The organism is Rhizobium sp. 32-5/1, from assembly GCF_029537235.1.
GTDB lineage: Bacteria > Pseudomonadota > Alphaproteobacteria > Rhizobiales > Rhizobiaceae > Pararhizobium.
This window is the reverse complement of sequence record NZ_CP120638.1, coordinates 4,047,974-4,066,000: the sequence shown is the minus strand read 5'-3', so window position 1 is coordinate 4,066,000 and position 18,027 is coordinate 4,047,974. Positions and strand designations below refer to the sequence as shown.

Sequence of the window (18,027 nt, the reverse complement as noted above, 5' to 3'; positions counted from 1 at the left end):
CCGTGCAGTCGCTGCACTGTCATTTGAAACTATGCTACCAACAGGCCAAGGCGATACGGTTCTTAATGCGCCACCAAGTGACGCAGGTCGGACACCGGTGGCAGCAACACGCTTTTGCGCCTCGCGTCGTATGTCGCAATCCTTGTTCCGTCCTATCCGTTTCGGCGCTCAACCGCTTCATAATCTGTTGTTTTTGTTAAGCACATCAGGCTACAAAATGCCGTCGGGCAGCCGTCGTCGTTTTTCATCGCATGCAGCGTCGCTTTCGAAAAGGGATTTCCGTCGCAAGACGGATAACGATGGCAGGAGGAGCAGGATCGAGTCGCCTTCAGGCCTCGCCTGGGTGTTGTGCCATTGGGACGGAACAATGCCGGTATAGATGTTTTATTGACAGATGTGTCGCGACGGGACCATGCTGACCGAGCGCACAAACCGAGGAAACCGATCATGGCAGACGACGAAATCATTCTCGAGGATCTCTCCGACGACGAACTCGTGCAGCAGATGCACGACGACCTCTATGACGGCCTGAAGGAAGAAATCGAGGATGCGACCAATATCCTGCTGAAGCGCGGCTGGGTACCCTACGACATCCTGACCCAGGCTCTGGTCGAAGGTATGCGGATCGTTGGCGTCGATTTCCGGGATGGCATCCTGTTCGTTCCGGAAGTTCTGCTGTCGGCCAATGCCATGAAGGCCGGCATGTTCATCCTGCGTCCGCTGCTCGCTGCCACAGGCGCCCCCAAGCAGGGCAAGATGGTTATCGGCACCGTCAAGGGCGACATCCACGACATCGGCAAGAACCTCGTGGGTATGATGATGGAAGGGGCCGGCTTCGACGTGATCGATCTCGGCATCAACAATCCGGTCGAAAACTATCTCGAGGCCATTGAGCGTGAACAACCCGATATCCTGGGCATGTCCGCCCTTCTGACGACGACTATGCCCTATATGAAGGTCGTCATCGACACGATGAAGGAAAAAGGCATGCGCGACGATTACGTCGTGCTTGTCGGCGGCGCACCACTCAACGAGGAATTCGGCAAGGCCGTCGGCGCCGATGCCTATTGCCGCGATGCGGCCGTGGCCGTTGAGACCGCCAAGGAATTCATGAAACGCAAGCACAATCAGATGTCCGGCGCCTGATCGCTGCGGATTTCAAAGCTGAAAGCGAAAACGGCCGCCCCTGTTACGGGAGCGGCCGTTTCACTATATGCTCATCAGGAACCCTTTACTGGGCAGCATTCTCGACGTTGCGGCCGGCATCCTGAGTTGCATCCACCGTATTGGCGGCATCACGGCCAACACCCCGGATCGTATTGCCGCAGGCGCTCAGTGTGGTGAGTGCGAGGAGAACGACGCCAACGGTCGCGATTGTCTTTGCTGTCATGGTCTGGATTCCTTTAGATGGTTCAACACGAAACTGCGATGGAAGTGATCCAACAGTCATGAAACGCACGAGTGCTGAAAAAGTTCACGTGATTGGTTGCGGTGCTATCGCCCGCGAAATTCTGGCTGTCTGCGAAGCAAACGGCCTTGATCATATCGAGCTGAGCTGTCTTCCCGCCATCTGGCACAACACCCCCGACAAGATCACGCCCGGCATCAAGGCCGCAATCGACAAGGCACGGCTGGCAGGCTTCAGCCGCATCTTTGTCGCCTATGCCGATTGCGGTACAGGGGGCCATCTCGACCGGCTCTGCGAGGAAGAAAAGGTCGGACGCATCGCCGGTCCGCACTGTTTTTCGTTCTTTGCCGGCAATGCCGATTTCGAGCAGCGCTGGGATGAGGACCTGACCGCTTTTTCCTGACGGACTTTCTCGCCCGCCAGTTCGAGGCCTTCGTCATCGAACCGCTGGGGCTCGATCGCCATCCGGAACTGCGCGATATGTATTTCGGCCATTACCGAAAGCTGATTTACCTCTCGCAGGTGGAAGACGAAACCCTCCAGCGAAAGGCCAAAGCCGCGGCGGAAAAGCTCGGTCTTGCCTACGAATATCGCTACACCGGATATGGCGATCTTACACCCGCATTGCTCACCCTCTGACGACGCGCGGTCGAAACCTTCCGTTAGCCTTGCGAACAATTTTAAGCATTTCCCCGTTCCTGCCTTAAGTCGATCGTAAACACACCCCGCCAGACTGATTGACAACAAGCAAGAAACGGAACGGGGACGAGATGACGGATACGTTTTCAAACGGGGCACAGGCCAGAGCGCAATCTTACGGCCATACCGATCGCCAACTCTCCCATCTCCTTCGCAATCTCGCCCTCAATTCCGGCCCAAAAGTGACGCTTCGCGATCTCGCCGTTGCCATGGAGGACCGGTCCTTCGGCGCCTTCCTCGTCGTCTTCGCGCTTCCCAATCTCATTCCCTGCCGCCGGGCGCCACCTTCATCCTCGGCCTGCCGCTGATCTTCGTTGCCTGGCAGATGTTCGCCTCGCGCCGCACACGCATCTGGCTGCCGAAGCGCATGGGCGACTATGCCTTCGAACAGGCAAGCTTTGCCGCGATCGTCACCCGCATCACGCCCTGGTTGGTGCGCGCCGAAACGCTGGTGAAACCACGCGCCTGGTTCCTCGGCAGCCGTTTTTCCGAGCGCCTTGTCGGTCTGCTCGCCCTCATCCTTGCCGTGATCATCTTCCTGCCTATCCCCTTCGGAAACTGGCTGCCGGCCTTTGCGCTTGCCGTCATCGGCTTTGCTCACACGGAACGTGACGGCATCAGTCTCCTGATCGGCACGACGATCGGTGTCGGATCGATCGCCGTCGCTGCAGCCGTTGTTGCCGCAGCCGGAGCCCTCGTCAGCTTCATTTTCTAGGAGCCAGGCATGAAGGGAACCCACCCAGAGAAGCGCATCGTCGTCGTCACGGCGGGGGCACAAATCCGCAAGTCATGATCAATGCGCTCGCGGGCCGGTTCGGCGCAAGCGCCATCACCGTCGTCCTCGAAGAGCCGGAATCGAAATCGGTCTTCTTGAAACGCCGGGCAAAAAAACTGGGATGGTTTGCCGCTGGTGGCCAGTTCGCGACCATGGCCGTCTCCAAATTCGGCAAACGCTTTACGCGCTTGCGCGCTGCCGAGATCCTGCGCGACTACGGCGCAAGCGATACGGAAAACCCTGATATTGCCGTGATCCGCGTTGCCAGCATCAATGCACCTTCATCCGCCGAACGCATCCGCGAGCTCGCACCTAACGTCGTCTTCCTGATCAGTTGTCGGATGCTGAGCCGCGCGACGCTGTCAGCCATGCCCTGCCCCGTCCTGAATTTCCACGCCGGTATCAACCCGCAATATCGCGGCCTGATGGGCGGATATTGGGCGCGGGCGACCGGTGACACGGCCAATTTCGGCGCAACGGTGCATCTGGTCGACGAGGGTGTCGATACCGGCGACGTGCTTTATCAATCACGGATGACGCCATCGAAACGCGACACCCTGCATACCTATCCGCTGCTGCAGACGGCAGCCTCGACCGATATCGCCATCAAGGCCATCGAGGACGTGTTTGATAGCACGATCCGCCCGGTTCCCACCTCAGGACCATCAAGACAGTGGTACCATCCGCCGATCTGGACATGGCTCTGGAACGGTGTTGCACGCGGCATCTGGTAGTCCGCGACCGCAAGCCCTATCATCGATCTTAGGACTATTTCGCCTGGGGAACATCAAGGTCGCTTTTGAGCATATCCTGCGTCGTGGCGAGATGAGCCATGCGGCCGCGACATGCGCATTGTCGGTCAAGAGGAGAATTTGGGACACATGGCAGACCGCATCATCGTCTATTGGCGCGATATTCCCGCGCAGGTCATCATCAAGCAGGGACGCAAGACCGCCAAGCGCGAACTTTCCCTGCGCTTTACCGAAGCAATCGACATGGCGGCCATGCGCACGGGTGCTGCCGAATCCGGCGATTACCTTGCCGAGTGGCGCAAGGCAGATCCCACGCCCGTTTCCGACGATCTGGAAGCCGAAGCCGACACGGCAGCCGCCGAAATCGAGGCGGCCTATGACAAGGAACGGCTGGTTGCACTGGTAAAGGCGGGTGGCAAGGACAATGGCTGACGCAAAACCCGGCAATGCCGCTCCCGCCAAAAAGGCCACCACTGGCGCCTATACGCCGGCAGGCGTGTCCCCCAACCGCCGCGCCCGCCGCAGCTACACGATCCGCCTCTGGGCCGTGCGTCACTCCCGCTTCCTCGAGTGGTTCTACCACCGCTTCGCCGATGTTTTCCTTCTGCTGCATCCGCTGTGGAAGGCGGTCGGCTACAGCCGTGTGGAAACGCCGATCACCTTCATCGAGCGCAACGTCAAGGGCCTGCTGTTCGACTGTCGCATGTGCGGCCAGTGCGCGCTGTCGTCCACGGGCATGTCCTGCCCGATGAACTGCCCAAAACAGCTGCGCAACGGCCCCTGCGGCGGCGTTCGCGCCAACGGCAATTGCGAGGTCGAACCCGACATGCCCTGCGTCTGGGTCAAGGCCTGGGAAGGCTCGCGCAACATGGTTGGCGGCGATGCGATCCTCAATGTGCAGAAGCCGGTCAACCAGTCGCTGCGCGAAACATCCTCCTGGCTGCGCGTGACCGCGCAGGCCGCCGAAGCCCGCGAAGCGGCAGCAAAGGACGCTTGAGCCATGGCGCATATTGACGAAAATCCCCTTGGCCGTGACCTGCCGCTCGATCCCCTGCCCGGCCATTCCTCGCGCGGGCGGTTGGAACGCGTCCTGCGCCGCGGCGAATTCGCCGTCACTGCCGAACTCAACCCGCCCGACAGCGCCGATCCGCAGGACGTCTACGAGCGCGCCGCGATCTTCGAGGGCTGGGTAGACGGCATCAACGCGGTGGATGCCTCCGGCGCCAATTGCCATATGTCGTCCGTCGGCATCTGCGCGCTGCTCACCCGCATGGGTTATGCGCCGATCATGCAGATCGCCTGCCGCGACAAGAATCGCATCGCCATCCAGGGCGACGTACTGGGCGCTGCCGCCATGGGCGTCACCAACATCATGTGCCTGACCGGCGACGGCGTGCAGGCCGGCGACCAGCCGGGCGCAAAGCCGGTCTTCGATCTCGACTGCATGTCGCTGCTGGAAACCGTGCGGATCATGCGCGACAACGGCAAGTTCCTGTCCGGCCGCAAGCTGACGACGCCGCCGCAGGTCTTCCTCGGTGCTGCCATCAATCCTTTCGCCCCGCCCTATGATTTCCGTCCCTACCGGCTCGGCAAGAAGATCGAGGCCGGCGCGCAGTTCGTCCAGAGCCAGTATTGCTTCGACGTGCCGATGTTCCGGAGCTACATGCAGAAGGTCCGCGATCTCGGCTTCGACGAGAAATGCTACATCCTCTGCGGCGTCGGCCCGCTGGCATCCGCCAAGACCGCCAAGTGGATCCGCTCGAACGTTCCGGGCATCCATATTCCTGATTCGATCATCGCCCGCCTGGAAGGCGCGCAGGACCAGAAGAAGGAAGGCAAGCAGCTCTGCATCGACATCATCAACGAGGTCAAGGAAATTGCCGGCGTCTCGGGCGTGCACGTCATGGCCTATCGCCAGGAAGAATATGTCGCCGAGATCGTCCACGAATCGGGCGTCCTGAAGGGCCGCACGCCCTGGAAGCGCGAGATCCAACCTCGGCGACCAGCTCGTTGCCGAGCGCATGGAAGCGCTGCGCGAGGGCAAGACCGAAAACCAGCAGGAAATGGCCGACGTCGCGGCGCATCGCCCGCACTGACCGCCTGCTGAAAAACAATCGGGATGCGTCGTCCGGCGCATCTTCCCAAAACACACCAGCCGCCGTAAGCAAAGCGGATGCGCCACCCGACCAGAGGATCAGACATGACCCGCACCATCGTTGCCTCCGCCACCCGCGAAATCATCATCGGCTTCGACCAGCCCTTTTGCGTGATCGGCGAGCGCATCAACCCGACGGGCCGCAAGAAGCTCGCTGCGGAAATGATCGTCGGCAATTTCGACACCGTCATCAAGGACGCGCTGGAACAGGTCGCCGCCGGCGCCACCATGCTCGACGTCAATGCCGGCGTCACTTCGGTCAATCCGAACGAAACCGAACCGGGCCTGCTTGTCCAGACCATGGAAATCGTCCAGGGCCTCGTTGACGTTCCCCTGTCGATCGACAGCTCCGTTACCGCCGCCATCGAGGCTGCACTGAAAGTCGCCAAGGGCCGGCCGCTGGTCAATTCGGTGACCGGCGAAGAGGAAAAGCTCGAAGCTATCCTGCCGCTTTGCAAGAAATACGACGTTCCTGTTGTCGCGATCTCGAATGACGAAACCGGCATTTCCATGGATCCGGACGTGCGTTTCGCAGTTGCGAAGAAAATTGTCGAGCGGGCCATGGATTATGGTATCAAGCCGCACGATATCATCGTCGACCCGCTGGTCATGCCGATCGGTGCGCTCGGCGATGCCGGCCGTCAGGTCTTCGCGCTGCTCTACCGCCTGCGCAACGAACTGAAGGTCAACACCACCTGCGGCCTGTCGAACATCTCGTTCGGCCTGCCGCATCGCCATGGCATCAATGCCGGCTTCATCCCGATGGTCATCGGCGCCGGCATGACGTCGGCGATCATGAACCCCTGCCGTCCGCAGGAAATGGAAGCGGTCCGCGCAGCCAACGTGCTGAACGGAACGGACCCGAACTGCGGCAACTGGATCATGAGCTATCGTGACCACAAGCCCGGAGAAGCCGCCGCGGCATCGACAGCAGCGCCGGGTGCCTCCAGCGGTCGTCGCGGTGGACGTGCGGGGCGCGCACGCCCGGAATAAAGCCACGCCCGTCCGGAATCATTCGGAAGGGCCAGGCACAAACGGCGGTATACCCGCCCGGAAAGAGACACCATGTTTTTCAGTGCAGACCTGCTCGACGAATTTGCGAGCCTCTGGTTCCAGGCCCCGATGGTCGTGTCCTCGCGCATGCAGGACCTTGCCATCTCCGGCATGAACGGATCGACCGGAGGTGCTGCGGAAATCGGGCAGATGATCACCGAGAAACTGTCTGCCGCCATGGAAAGCGTCATGGCCGTGAATACGGCCATGGTGAAGGAAGGCATGATCGCCGTCGCGGCGCTTGCAACCGGCACCTGCGCTGGCCTTTCAGGCGCCTCCGACCGCGTCGCTGTCGCGGCCCTGAAACCCTATGGCAGCCGTGTCCGCGCCAATGCGCGACGTCTGAGCGAATAGGCCAAGGCATAAGGAAGAAACTGATCGTGTCGGCAGAGCAGAACAAAAGCGATCCCCTCGTCCTCTTCATGCCTTCGGGCAAGCGCGGCCGTTTTCCGGTTGGCACGCCGGTGCTCGATGCCGCACGTCAGCTTGGCGTCTATGTCGAGAGCGTCTGCGGCGGGCGAGCCACCTGCGGGCGCTGTCAGGTGACCGTGCAGGAAGGCAATTTCGCCAAGCACAAGATCGTCTCGTCCAACGACCATATCTCGCCGCTCGGCCCCAAGGAACAGCGCTACGCCTCGGTCCGCGACCTGCCCGATGGCCGGCGCCTCTCCTGCTCCGCTCAAATCCTCGGTGACCTCGTCATCGACGTGCCGCAAGATACGGTGATCAACGCACAGGTGGTGCGCAAGGCCGCAACGGACCGCGTTATCGAGCGCAATGCGGCGATCCAGCTGTGTTATGTCGAAGTCGATGAGCCCGACATGCACAAGCCGCTCGGTGATCTCGACCGGCTGAAGGTCATGCTGGAAAAGGACTGGGGCTGGAAGGATCTGCTGATCGCGCCACACCTGATCCCGCAAGTTCAGGGCATCCTGCGCAAGGGTAACTGGGGCGTGACCGCCGCCATCCATCGCGACATGGATAGTTCGCGCCCGTTCATCGTCGCGCTTTATCCCGGCCTGAAGAACGAGGCCTATGGCATTGCCTGCGACATCGGCTCGACGACGATCGCCATGCACCTTGTCTCGTTGCTGTCCGGCCGCATCGTTGCCTCCTCCGGCACCTCCAATCCGCAGATCCGCTTCGGCGAAGACCTGATGAGCCGCGTCTCCTATGTCATGATGAACCCGGATGGCCGGGAAGCCATGACCAAGGCCGTACGCGAGGCAATTAACGTGCTGATCGGCAAGGTCTGCGCGGAAGGCGAAGTCGACCGTCACGACATTCTCGACATGGTCTTTGTCGGCAATCCGATCATGCACCACCTGTTCCTAGGCATCGACCCGACCGAACTCGGTCAGGCGCCGTTTGCGCTCGCGGTTTCCGGTGCGCTGCAGTTCTGGGCGCACGAGATCGACATCGACGTCAACAGGGGCGCACGGCTCTACATGTTGCCCTGCATCGCTGGCCATGTCGGCGCTGACGCCGCAGGCGCAACGCTTGCCGAAGGCCCCTATCGGCAAGACAAGATGATGCTGCTCGTCGATGTCGGCACCAATGCCGAAATCGTGCTCGGCAACAGCAAACGCTGCGTCGCCGCCTCCTCGCCCACCGGCCCGGCCTTCGAAGGTGCCGAAATCTCCTCGGGACAGCGGGCCGCTCCCGGTGCAATAGAGCGCGTGCGCATCGATCCCGTGACGCTGGAGCCGAAATTCCGCGTCATCGGTGTCGAGAAGTGGTCGGATGAAGAGGGTTTTGCCGAGGATGCGGCTGCGGTGGGCGTCACCGGCATCTGCGGCTCGGCGATTATCGAGGTGGTCGCGGAAATGTATCTTGCCGGCATCATCTCGGAAGACGGCGTCGTCGATGGTGCGATGGCGGAAAAGAGCCCGCGTATCCTCCAAAACGGCCGCACGTTCTCCTATCTGCTGCACGACGGCGAGCAGCGCATCACGGTTACCCAGAACGACGTGCGCGCCATCCAGCTCGCCAAGGCCGCACTCTATGCCGGCATCAAGCTTCTGATGGAAAAGCTCGAGATCGAGCATGTCGATACGATCCGCTTTGCCGGCGCTTTCGGCTCGTTCATCGATCCCAAATACGCCATGGTGCTCGGGCTCATTCCGGACTGCGACCTGTCCGAAGTGAAGGCTGTTGGAAACGCGGCCGGAACCGGCGCGCTGATGGCTCTGCTCAACCGTAGCCACCGCCGCGAAATCGAGCAGACGGTCAACCGCATCGAGAAGATCGAGACGGCGCTGGAGCCGAAGTTCCAGGAGCATTTCGTCTACGCCATGGCTCTGCCGAACAAGGTCGATACCTTCCCCAAGCTTTCGGCCGTGGTGACCCTGCCGGAGCGCAAGGTGCTGGCCGACGATGGCGAAGGTGGCGGACGGCGCAGGCGGCGCAGCCGCGACTGATTTCGACCTGGTATCAGCAGTCCCGGAACCAAGTTCGCGGAACGGCGTTCTGCGGCTGTGGATCAGATCATCACCCATATCAGGCCGGAGGACGACGGAGAGGCTCGCAGCAGCGATGCCGCCGCCGACCTCCTCTATATCGATGGTCTGGAGAGCGGCATCACGCGAAAGGCGGGCAAGCGCGGCTTTCTGTATTATGACGAGAACGGCAAGCGCGTCACCGATTCTGACGTGATCGACCGTATCTCGGCACTGGCCATTCCCCCGCCTATACCGACGTTGTCATCTCCGCCGAACCGCGCACGCACCTGCAGGCGACCGGACGCGATGCCAAGGGTCGGAAACAATACCGATACCATCCGGACTGGTCCGAGGAACGCGGCAAGGCGAAATTCGCGCAACTCCCCGCCTTTGCAGCCCGTCTGCCGAAGATCCGCGAACGGGTGGACGGCGATCTTCGCTTGCGCAAGCTGGGCATCGATAAGGCGCTCGCAACCGTCGTCTGGCTGCTGGACAATCTTTTCATTCGTGTCGGCAACGCGACCTACGCGCAGGAAAACGGCTCCTACGGGCTCACCACATTGCGCAACCGGCATGTGAAGATCGAAGGCTCCAGCGTGCATTTCAATTTCAAGGGGAAATCCGGCAAGGAATGGCGCCTCAGCCACAGCGACCGGCGCATCACACGCGCCATCCGCATGCTGCAGGAACTGCCCGGCCAGCATCTGTTCCAATATATGGACGAAGAGGGCAAGCGGCATGCGATCCGCTCGCAGGACGTCAACGCCTATATCCGCGACGCCAGCGGCGGTGCCTTCTCCTCGCGCCAGTTCCGGACCTGGGGTGCGACCCGCATGGCGGCGACTGCGCTTGCGGCGATCGAGCCCGCGTCAAGCCAGAGCCAGCGGACGCGGCAGGTCAACGAGATCATCGATTCCGTCGCCGCCCGTCTGGTCAACACGCGCGCCGTCTGCCGCTCGTCCTATATCCATCCTAAGGTTTTTGCCGATTTCGAGGCCAATGAGCTTTCCGCGCTCCTAAAAATACGGCCTAGCCGCAGCGAAACCCTGACGCGCTGGATGGACGAGGATGAAATCAGGGTGCTGCGCTGGCTGAAAAAGGCAGACGACTGATCGCTGTTCGCCCCCGAACGAAGCTCTACTGCAGATCGACGAAGGCCGCACGCACGTGATCGGCCACGGCCAGCACTGGCGGCGATGCTTTGTCGATGACCTGCAGGCCGATATTGTAATAGCCTAGTTCCGGCAGGCCGTTGCTCTCGCCCAGCGCCACGAGGTCACCCTGCACGAGGTAACGCGGTAGGGGCGCAATGGCCAGATCCGCCTGAATGGCTGCCCGCTGGCCCGTCGTATGGGCGCTGAGGAAGGCAACGCGGAATTTGCGCCCGGCTCTCGAAAGCTTTTCGACGGCGTCGGCGCGCCAGACGCAGCCATCCTCCCACATCGAGATGGGCAAGGGGTCACGCGTATGCGCCGTGCCGCATTTGGTGCCGGTCCAGACCAGTCTTTCCGACATGAGAATTTCTCCGCCCCGGAATTCTCGCCGGCCATGCTGTTGAACAGGGCAATATCCATCCGGTGCTCCTCGACACGCTTGCGAAGGACACTGCTGTTGCCGATCATCACATCGACGGTGACGTTGGGATAGGATTCCGCAAAGCGCTTCAACACCTCTGGAAGAATACGCTCGCCGATATCCTCAGGCGCACCGACGCGCACGACGCCGTTCATATCCGGGAGCAGGAAGCGCGATACGGCCTCGTTGTTGAGCGCCAGCAGGCGGCGCGCATAGCCAAGCAGCAGTTCCCCGTTCGGCGTCAGTGACACCGAACGGGCGTCCCGCAAGAACAGCACGCAGCCGAGCATTTCCTCAAGCTTCTTGATCTGCATCGAAACCGCAGATGGCGTTCTGTAGACCGTTTCGGCCGCCGTGGTGAAGTTTCCGGTTTCGGCGATGGCGACGAAGGTTTTCAGAATGTCCATTTCCAGAAGCGGAAGGGCATGTCGCAGCATCATGTTCATGGGGAAGCTCCAGGATCAATTTTTCTTCAAGATAACATCACATCATTTCGTTTGATTGAACATCACCGAAGCGCGATAGTCAAGTTGCAAACATCGAACGAGACGAAAGGAGCCTCCCATGTCCCTAAAGTCGAGTCTGCAAACCGAAACCGCAGTCCGCCTGCGCGCCGGAAACTTCGCCTTTGTTGTCCGTCGTGTGATCGCACCGCTGCTGCTGCAAATGACGCGTGATCGGCAAGTCCGCAGAATTGCCGATAACCGCCGCAAGGCGGCACGGGAAATCGATGCCCTGCCCCCATCGCTGCATCAGGACATCGCGTTTTCACGGAAGCTAAAGCACAACGATATTTGATGCAGAACATCAAATATATTCGTTGGAATGATGAATGAGGTTGCGGCATTATCCTGACATGGTCGCGACCTTTTGAAACCCAAAACCTCAAAAGGAACCAGAACAATGACTTTCTCAAGCTTTGAACACAGCGCTTCCGGACGTCGTCCGACGCTTTCCACCAGCCTGTTCCTGTCCGTGCTCGCCCTGCGCGCTCGTATGGTCGGCGCATGGCAGCAGCACCGCACCGAACGTGCCTTCGAAGGCCTTTCCTACGATACGCTGAAGGATATCGGCTTCCCATCCGCCTCCGCCTCCAAGAGCGGCAAACCGACACGATGACATCACTGATCCCGGCAGAACAAAAGGACGAACCGTCCTGTCGAAATCGGATCGACGCATGATAAGGGCATTCCACCATGACGGCGGAGTGCCCTTTTGATTCAGCGTCTTTCGGTACGCAACGACAGGGTCACAAACTTCGAATACTCCAAATCCGACATGCGGCAATGGGCGAGCCGCACACGTCGCAAATTGCAAACTCTGCAACCATTGGGAACCTCCACGAACGACCGTTCATCTTCCAGCATAGTTTTCCGAAAACGACATATTCGTCGCTGAAGGCAAAAAGAATAGGCGCCCGCATCGCCGAATGACCAGTTTTGAGGCGGCACGCCCCATGTCGCAAATATTTATTTCTTCCCCGTCGCGGACATCCATGCGAATGTCGTATTCAGGCCAGCTGGGAATCCAGATTCCACGTGACAAATGCGACATCCTCTGGCCATGGAACCGTCTCATGAACAAGCCAATGACTAAAAAACGATCCCTCGTTTTCTTTCTGGTGCCGAACTTTTCCATGCTGCCGTTTTCCGCGGCGATCGAGACCCTGCGCATAGCAAACCGCATGCTCGGCTACGAGGCCTATACGTGGCGCCTCGCCTCGACCGATGGCCTTCAGGTGCTGTCGTCGAGCGGTATCGGTATCGAGGTCAATTCATCCTTGGCCGACGAACGCAAATATCTGGGCGGCGAAAACCGTCCCTCCATGGTGCTGGTCTGTTCCGGCATTTATGTCGAAGATTTCTACAACAAATCCGTCAATGCCTGGCTGCGCGAAGTCTACAATCGCGGCGTCTCCGTCGGCAGCCTCTGTACGGGCGCCCATGTGCTGGCCTCTGCCGGCCTCTTGACTGGCAAGCGTTGTGCTATTCACTGGGAAAACCTGCCCGGCTTTGCCGAAAGCTTCCCCAGGTCGATGTCTATGCCGATCTCTACGAAATCGACGGAAATATCTACACCTGCGCCGGCGGTACGGCCTCGCTCGACATGATGCTCAACCTGATCGACCAGGATTTTGGCGAAAACCTCGTCAACCGCGTCTGCGAGCAGGCCCTGACCGACCGCGTGCGCGGCCCGCATGACCGCCAGCGCCTGCCACTGCGCGCCCGTCTGGGGGTCCAGAATGCCAAGGTCCTGTCGATCATCGAACTGATGGAAGGCAACCTCTCGGAGCCCTTGTCGCTGCTGGAGATCGCCGACAGCGCCGGCCTTTCGCGCCGCCAGATCGAACGCCTGTTCCGCCAGGAAATGGGTCGCTCCCCTGCCCGCTACTATCTGGAAATCCGGCTGGACCGCGCACGCCATCTACTCGTCCAGTCGGCCATGCCCGTCGTTGAAGTGGCGGTCGCCTGCGGCTTCGTTTCCGCCTCGCATTTTTCCAAGTGTTATCGCGAGCTCTATAACCGCTCACCCCAACAGGAACGCGCCGAGCGCAAGCTGACGCTACAGGCCGCACGCTGAACGGCGACAGTCCCGAAGCGTCGTTTGCGTCATATGACGAGCCTAGAAGGAGCGGCCGGTCTTGCGATCGTTCTCGATGCGGACGACGCAGCCGGAGACCTTTGCCATCAAGAGATCGAAGTCGATCGGCTTGGTGAGGTAGTCGGCAGCGCCGGCTTTGAGTCCATCGAGCTTGTTCTGCCGGTCGGTCAGGGCGGTCAGGAAAATGAACGGGATATTGGTGAGATCAGGATAGTTGACCTGAATTTCCGCAATCAAGCTATGTCCATCCATCTCCGGCATTGTGATATCACAGATGACGATATCGGGCCATTTTGCGATCAGCACCTCGAGGCCTTCCCGGCCGTTGGATGCCTCGAGCGTGTTGAATCCTGCCTCCTGCAGTTCCTCCACGATCAGCGAGCGGATATCGGCTTCATCATCAATGCAAAGAATTGTTATCATGGTCGCATCATTTCTTTAGGCAGCATCAGTGTGCTTGGACAAGGACGGTGTCTGGTTTGGTGCTTTCACGGGGAGCGTCACAGTAAATGTCGTTCCTCCTCCCTCTTACTTTCGATATCAACAGAGCCTTGGTGTAACTCGATGATCTGCTTTACCAGGTTCAGGCCAATGCCCGTTCCTGCGATACCCGTGGAGGTGCGCGCCCGAAAGTAACGCTGGAACATCCGGGGCAGATCCTCTGCGTCGATCCCGACGCCATTGTCGCTGATCGAGATCTTCACGTTTCCCCTTTCTTCCCAACCCGTGACCCGAATATCAGGTGCGCCGGGCGAATATTTGACCGCATTCGACAAGAGATTGGTGAAAACCTGGCCCAGTGTTTGATTGTCCGCGTCGATATGCGCGGGCAGCCCTTCCAGATCAAGGTGAAAATTGTGCGCACGGCTGATCATCGCCTGCCGGTCGCAACACTGCTTCACAAGTTGAGCAATACCGCAATCTTGATAGCTGATTTCGATTTTTCCATTGTCCAGACGCCCAGCGGAAAGAATGCTTTCCATGAGATCGACAATTCGGGAAACCGACATCCGAGATCTGATCGACTTTTTCACTGAGAAATTCCGGTGCGACATCGCCTTTTTTCCGCTGTAACCGCTGCGCGGCGGCATCGATAATCGCCAACGGCGTGCGAAACTCGTGTGAAGCCATTGCCACGAACTGCCGCTGCAACTCGTTGATATTCCGCTCCTGGTCGAGCATGCGTTCCAGCTCCAGAGCCTGCCGCTCTATTTGAGCGGTTCTTGCCTGTACAGTGGCTTCGAGCTTGTCGCGATGCTGCAGCACTTCCTCCGAGAGGCGGACGGTCTGGGTTACATCCTCATGTGTGGCGACGTAGCCCCCGTTCTGCATGGGATTGTGGGTGATCTTGATGATTCGACCATCCATCAGAATAATGTTCTGGCTTGCTATCAGCCCCTTGGCATTCGCCTCCACGGCAACATTGTGATAGGTTTGGCTATTGGCAGGCCCGTTCCCAGCCTTATGACGATAGCTGAGGATATCCCCCAGCGACGTTCCAGGTTGCGTGAGCCGTTCGGGCAACATGTACATTTTTGCATAAGACGCATTGCACAATATAAGCTTTGTCTCCGAATCGAACATGCAGAGCCCATGTGGCATGTTGTTCAGGGCAGCGTCAAAACGGTGATTCTGCAGCTGCAGGCTAACTTCGACGCGGACAAGCATCGAGATATCATCACAGATAACAATCCAACCGCCGACACGGGATTGCAAACAGGTCAGCGATACTGTTCGTCCACTGATAAGGGAAAGCTGAAAAGAATCGGAGCTTGCGGGATCCAGTCGCTCCAACCAAGTGTCCAGCCCGTCCGGCGCTGTCAAAACGCCCCCACGACCGTCTGGAGTTCACCCACCGTCATTCCTTCCCGGATGACGCCCTGGGGAAGACCGAAAATCAGCGGAACATTCTGGTTGACGAAGCTGACGCGGTTGCCGGAATCCAGCATTAGGATGCCCTGCCGGAGAATGTCTAGAATATTCTCAAAGTCGTGCGTCATAACTTACCTTTGTTAAGGATGCGCAAAAACACATCCTTTGCGAGTATCTACAAAAAAATCTAAATCTTTGCTAATATTCTCAGGGAAATTCGCCGGGCGATACGCCTGCGGTCAGGACGCGATGGAGTTGAGAAGCGTCAATTCCGATACAATCCGATTGCGACCAGCATATTTAGCCATATAGAGGAACTGGTCCGCTGCATTCAGGTAATTGTCGAAGGATTCATGGCTCTCGATCGTCGCCAAGCCAATGGAGACGGTCACGGAGAGTTCCTCGTCATCCGCAACCACCTTCGCAGAGGCGAGGTCAATCCTCAAATCTTCACAGAAGCTGCTCGCATCGGCGACGTTGAGGTTGTTGAAAAGGATCCCGAACTCCTCGCCACCAAGGCGCGCCAGCAAATGCTCTTCCCCCACTTGCGCAAGAAGCCTTTTGGCGACGGCTTTCAGCACCAAATCACCGACCTCGTGGCCATAGGTGTCGTTTAAGCGCTTGAAATGGTCGATATCAAGGATGGCGATCGAGGTAACGCCGCCCCGTCGCAGGCATTGATCAACCAGGCGGGGACCGACCTGGAAAAAATAGCGGCGATTGTAGATGTCCGTCAGATAGTCCCGTGCAGCGATACTGTGCAGCGCTTGAACACGCCTCTGAATACTGGCCACCTGAAATATACGGCTTATAAATTCGTCGGCCAGAAAAGGCTTTTGTATGCAATCGCTGCCGCCGTTGCGCAGGAACCGCACCACCTGCTGGCGGTCTTCACGATCGTCAAGTGCAACAACGCCCAAGGCGTCCTCGCCATAACGAAGCCGGATTTCCGATAACAGATCATATGCCGACATGTCAGACAGGGTGCCATCCGTCACGACGACGTCAAAAATCTCGGCACTCTCCAACAACTCCAAAACCCTTACACCGCTTTCAACAGCAGTAACTTGGAACTGTTGTCGTGTCAGCAGTTGAACGAGTTCACAGCGGGACGCTTCATCCGAGATCGGCAAGCAGGACATGGGTCTTGCTATTGGTCAGCGCCCTATCAACCGCTGCGATGAGAAGGCCGATGGAGTCCGGTTGGTTCTTCAGGACACAATCAAGCACATTCTTCGAAAGGATATAGTCGCGCGTCGTATTGTTGAAAGTACCCGTGAAAACAATAGCGGCAATCCCCTTTGAGAGAACGAAATCCAGAGCCTCGCAGTTGGGCGCATCGGGCAGGTTGAGATCAAGCACGGCAAGGGAAAAATCTGCAGCAGCGACGTCCACTAACAAAGCCTGCAGCGCCTCCAGTGATGAGCAGTGCGTCACCGCGATTCCATGCGTGGTTTCCAAGCCATGCTTCAGCGCCGTCGAGAACATCCGGGAATCTTCAACGAGAAGCATCCGCTTGTCGGGATGCTTCTGCACGTTGTTCCCATGCCCTAGCGCTTTGAGAAAGCTCACGTTCCTACCAATCCCATCGTTGAGCCGGAGGCGCTTCCCCATGAAAGGCTGACTCGAACATTTTATTTAGGTGGAAAAAGAGGCGGGCAATTGGCACAATTTGCCGTTTCACCTCGCCCATCAATTCTCCTCGTTGGCACAATCAAACCGTTTCGTTGTTTCAAATTGGTTAATTTGGAACGCGGAATGAGTGAGAACGCAGAATTATACCCGCGGTGTTGCACAATTCGCTGAAAACAGAGGAAAATCAGTAACTTCTAATAAAATTACGCCTTACGTACCGCCTTCGGGGTCATTGTCTGAATCCTTGTCAAAGTGTCCAGATTCTGGTTCACGCGGCAATAGAACTCTTCGTTGATAAAGGGGCGCAGCATGAAGTCATTGCCACCTGCCTTGAGAAAACGGGCCGACAAGAGGCGGTTTGCAGAGGAGGACACGCCGATGATGCGCAGCTGGTGCGGGCCGTGGCTGCCGCGAATGCGTCGCGTCAACTCGAAACCATCCATATCGGGCATGTTGTAGTCGGTAATCATCAGGCCGATATCCGGATTGGCCTTCAAAATCTCAAGCGCAATCGCACCATTTTCCGCGGAGCTCGTACGGAAATTGTAACGCTTGAGCTGCGTCGTCAACAGCGCCCGTGCCGTCGGACTGTCATCGACGATCAGCACATGGTGTTGGTGGTTGGTGAGAAAGCGGCAGACCGATTCCGCCAGCATATCGACGGCAAAGACGCTATCCTTGAGGACATAATCGACGATGTCCTTGGCAAGGATCTTCTCGCGTATGCTTTCCTGGAAAGTCCCCGTGAACACGATCGTTGGAACGCTCATATCCGTGAGATAAGATAGCGCTTCGCCGTTTTCGGCACCGGGAAGATTGATGTTGGATATCGCCAGCGTCGCGGGGAAGGATGAATTCTCCACCGAAAACTGAAGATCGTCGTAGTCACGGCAGACGATTACATCGATATCAAGCAGCTCCTTGAGCCGCTTCGACACCATGGCCGAAAAAAGGTTTGAGTCTTCGGCAAGCACAATGCGGTGCTGCTGCAAGGATTCACCGGAATAGTACATTCCGGAAACGCCAAAAAATGACATAGATCGCCTATCTGAAAGATTGTC

The 18,027-nt window shown here is 58.5% G+C and carries 17 protein-coding genes and 6 pseudogenes; 15 read left to right on the top strand and 8 right to left on the bottom strand.

Features of this window, described 5'->3' with window-relative positions; all coding sequences use genetic code 11:
* Positions 1-447: 447 nt before the first annotated feature.
* A complete protein-coding gene (locus P6U16_RS20400; protein ID WP_277701988.1) occupies positions 448-1,146 on the top strand; it encodes a B12-binding domain-containing protein in 699 nt (232 codons plus the stop codon).
* Between the two features lie 85 nt (positions 1,147-1,231).
* Here the strand turns inward: P6U16_RS20400 and P6U16_RS20395 are convergent, their stop codons facing one another.
* Complete coding sequence (locus P6U16_RS20395) at positions 1,232-1,390, bottom strand: entericidin (protein WP_277701987.1); 159 nt, start codon at positions 1,388-1,390, stop codon at positions 1,232-1,234.
* Positions 1,391-1,448: 58 nt separating this feature from the next.
* On the opposite strand from P6U16_RS20395, the pseudogene P6U16_RS20390 reads away from it, so the two are divergent.
* From P6U16_RS20390 to P6U16_RS20340, 11 genes and pseudogenes are all read left to right on the top strand, one after another.
* Positions 1,449-2,047: pseudogene (locus P6U16_RS20390) on the top strand (DUF1638 domain-containing protein).
* A 131-nt stretch (positions 2,048-2,178) separates the two neighbouring features.
* Positions 2,179-2,415: an exopolysaccharide biosynthesis protein gene (locus P6U16_RS20385; protein ID WP_277701986.1), complete on the top strand. Its 237-nt coding sequence runs from the start codon at positions 2,179-2,181 to the stop codon at positions 2,413-2,415.
* A 17-nt stretch (positions 2,416-2,432) separates the two neighbouring features.
* The gene (locus P6U16_RS20380; protein ID WP_277701985.1) at positions 2,433-2,822 is read left to right on the top strand and encodes an exopolysaccharide biosynthesis protein; all 390 of its coding nucleotides are present in this window, start codon (positions 2,433-2,435) and stop codon (positions 2,820-2,822) included.
* A gap of 74 nt (positions 2,823-2,896) precedes the next feature.
* The gene (locus P6U16_RS20375; RefSeq protein ID WP_277701984.1) at positions 2,897-3,616 is read left to right on the top strand and encodes a formyl transferase; all 720 of its coding nucleotides are present in this window, start codon (positions 2,897-2,899) and stop codon (positions 3,614-3,616) included.
* 147 nt (positions 3,617-3,763) lie between these two features.
* Positions 3,764-4,066, top strand: a complete 303-nt coding sequence (locus P6U16_RS20370) for a virulence factor (protein WP_277701983.1) — start codon at positions 3,764-3,766, stop codon at positions 4,064-4,066.
* Complete coding sequence (locus tag P6U16_RS20365) at positions 4,059-4,631, top strand: methylenetetrahydrofolate reductase C-terminal domain-containing protein (RefSeq protein WP_277701982.1); 573 nt, start codon at positions 4,059-4,061, stop codon at positions 4,629-4,631. Before P6U16_RS20370 ends, P6U16_RS20365 begins: the two co-directional genes overlap by 8 nt.
* Before the next feature lie 3 nt (positions 4,632-4,634).
* Positions 4,635-5,730, top strand: a pseudogene (locus P6U16_RS20360) (methylenetetrahydrofolate reductase).
* Between the two features lie 104 nt (positions 5,731-5,834).
* On the top strand, positions 5,835-6,782 hold the full coding sequence (locus P6U16_RS20355) for a methyltetrahydrofolate cobalamin methyltransferase (RefSeq protein WP_277701981.1): 948 nt from the start codon (positions 5,835-5,837) through the stop codon (positions 6,780-6,782).
* 72 nt (positions 6,783-6,854) lie between these two features.
* Entirely contained in the window at positions 6,855-7,196 is a 342-nt protein-coding gene (locus P6U16_RS20350; RefSeq protein WP_277701980.1) for a hypothetical protein, read from the top strand.
* A gap of 68 nt (positions 7,197-7,264) precedes the next feature.
* Complete coding sequence (locus P6U16_RS20345) at positions 7,265-9,262, top strand: ASKHA domain-containing protein (protein WP_277703923.1); 1,998 nt, start codon at positions 7,265-7,267, stop codon at positions 9,260-9,262.
* A 69-nt stretch (positions 9,263-9,331) separates the two neighbouring features.
* A pseudogene (locus P6U16_RS20340) lies at positions 9,332-10,395 on the top strand (DNA topoisomerase IB).
* Positions 10,396-10,420: 25 nt separating this feature from the next.
* Here the strand turns inward: P6U16_RS20340 and P6U16_RS20335 are convergent.
* Positions 10,421-11,304: pseudogene (locus P6U16_RS20335) on the bottom strand (LysR substrate-binding domain-containing protein).
* A 118-nt stretch (positions 11,305-11,422) separates the two neighbouring features.
* Here P6U16_RS20335 and P6U16_RS20330 point away from each other — a divergent pair.
* Together P6U16_RS20330 and P6U16_RS20325 are read left to right on the top strand one after the other, a co-directional pair.
* Complete coding sequence (locus P6U16_RS20330) at positions 11,423-11,656, top strand: hypothetical protein (RefSeq protein WP_277701979.1); 234 nt, start codon at positions 11,423-11,425, stop codon at positions 11,654-11,656.
* 105 nt (positions 11,657-11,761) lie between these two features.
* Entirely contained in the window at positions 11,762-11,977 is a 216-nt protein-coding gene (locus tag P6U16_RS20325) for a hypothetical protein (RefSeq protein WP_277701978.1), read from the top strand.
* Positions 11,978-12,211: 234 nt separating this feature from the next.
* On the opposite strand, the gene P6U16_RS20320 is transcribed toward P6U16_RS20325, so the two are convergent.
* The gene (locus P6U16_RS20320; protein WP_277701977.1) at positions 12,212-12,496 is read right to left on the bottom strand and encodes a hypothetical protein; all 285 of its coding nucleotides are present in this window, start codon (positions 12,494-12,496) and stop codon (positions 12,212-12,214) included.
* Between P6U16_RS20320 and P6U16_RS28455 the strand changes: the two are divergent.
* Positions 12,435-13,438 (top strand): annotated as a pseudogene (locus tag P6U16_RS28455) (GlxA family transcriptional regulator). The gene P6U16_RS20320 and the pseudogene P6U16_RS28455 overlap by 62 nt on opposite strands.
* 42 nt (positions 13,439-13,480) lie before the next feature.
* Here the strand turns inward: P6U16_RS28455 and P6U16_RS20305 are convergent.
* The 5 genes and pseudogenes from P6U16_RS20305 to P6U16_RS20285 all read right to left on the bottom strand — a co-directional run bounded on the left by P6U16_RS20305 (position 13,481) and on the right by P6U16_RS20285 (position 18,003).
* A complete protein-coding gene (locus tag P6U16_RS20305) occupies positions 13,481-13,882 on the bottom strand; it encodes a response regulator (RefSeq protein WP_277701975.1) in 402 nt (133 codons plus the stop codon).
* A gap of 15 nt (positions 13,883-13,897) precedes the next feature.
* Positions 13,898-15,459, bottom strand: a pseudogene (locus P6U16_RS20300) (PAS-domain containing protein).
* 111 nt (positions 15,460-15,570) lie between these two features.
* Entirely contained in the window at positions 15,571-16,473 is a 903-nt protein-coding gene (locus P6U16_RS20295; RefSeq protein ID WP_277701974.1) for a diguanylate cyclase, read from the bottom strand.
* Positions 16,448-16,945, bottom strand: coding sequence for a hypothetical protein (locus P6U16_RS20290; RefSeq protein WP_277701973.1), 498 nt, complete (start codon positions 16,943-16,945; stop codon positions 16,448-16,450). Before P6U16_RS20290 ends, P6U16_RS20295 begins: the two co-directional genes overlap by 26 nt.
* A 224-nt stretch (positions 16,946-17,169) precedes the next feature.
* On the bottom strand, positions 17,170-18,003 hold the full coding sequence (locus P6U16_RS20285) for a response regulator (protein ID WP_277701972.1): 834 nt from the start codon (positions 18,001-18,003) through the stop codon (positions 17,170-17,172).
* Between the last annotated feature and the right edge of the window lie 24 nt (positions 18,004-18,027).

Coding starts and splice junctions, on each gene's coding strand:
- P6U16_RS20400 (WP_277701988.1), top strand. CDS start 448: ATGGCAGACGACGAAATCATTCTCGAGGATCTCTCCGACGACGAACTC.
- P6U16_RS20395 (WP_277701987.1), bottom strand. CDS start 1,390: ATGACAGCAAAGACAATCGCGACCGTTGGCGTCGTTCTCCTCGCACTC.
- P6U16_RS20385 (WP_277701986.1), top strand. CDS start 2,179: ATGACGGATACGTTTTCAAACGGGGCACAGGCCAGAGCGCAATCTTAC.
- P6U16_RS20380 (WP_277701985.1), top strand. CDS start 2,433: ATGTTCGCCTCGCGCCGCACACGCATCTGGCTGCCGAAGCGCATGGGC.
- P6U16_RS20375 (WP_277701984.1), top strand. CDS start 2,897: ATGATCAATGCGCTCGCGGGCCGGTTCGGCGCAAGCGCCATCACCGTC.
- P6U16_RS20370 (WP_277701983.1), top strand. CDS start 3,764: ATGGCAGACCGCATCATCGTCTATTGGCGCGATATTCCCGCGCAGGTC.
- P6U16_RS20365 (WP_277701982.1), top strand. CDS start 4,059: ATGGCTGACGCAAAACCCGGCAATGCCGCTCCCGCCAAAAAGGCCACC.
- P6U16_RS20355 (WP_277701981.1), top strand. CDS start 5,835: ATGACCCGCACCATCGTTGCCTCCGCCACCCGCGAAATCATCATCGGC.
- P6U16_RS20350 (WP_277701980.1), top strand. CDS start 6,855: ATGTTTTTCAGTGCAGACCTGCTCGACGAATTTGCGAGCCTCTGGTTC.
- P6U16_RS20345 (WP_277703923.1), top strand. CDS start 7,265: ATGCCTTCGGGCAAGCGCGGCCGTTTTCCGGTTGGCACGCCGGTGCTC.
- P6U16_RS20330 (WP_277701979.1), top strand. CDS start 11,423: ATGTCCCTAAAGTCGAGTCTGCAAACCGAAACCGCAGTCCGCCTGCGC.
- P6U16_RS20325 (WP_277701978.1), top strand. CDS start 11,762: ATGACTTTCTCAAGCTTTGAACACAGCGCTTCCGGACGTCGTCCGACG.
- P6U16_RS20320 (WP_277701977.1), bottom strand. CDS start 12,496: ATGGAAAAGTTCGGCACCAGAAAGAAAACGAGGGATCGTTTTTTAGTC.
- P6U16_RS20305 (WP_277701975.1), bottom strand. CDS start 13,882: ATGATAACAATTCTTTGCATTGATGATGAAGCCGATATCCGCTCGCTG.
- P6U16_RS20295 (WP_277701974.1), bottom strand. CDS start 16,473: ATGTCCTGCTTGCCGATCTCGGATGAAGCGTCCCGCTGTGAACTCGTT.
- P6U16_RS20290 (WP_277701973.1), bottom strand. CDS start 16,945: ATGGGGAAGCGCCTCCGGCTCAACGATGGGATTGGTAGGAACGTGAGC.
- P6U16_RS20285 (WP_277701972.1), bottom strand. CDS start 18,003: ATGTCATTTTTTGGCGTTTCCGGAATGTACTATTCCGGTGAATCCTTG.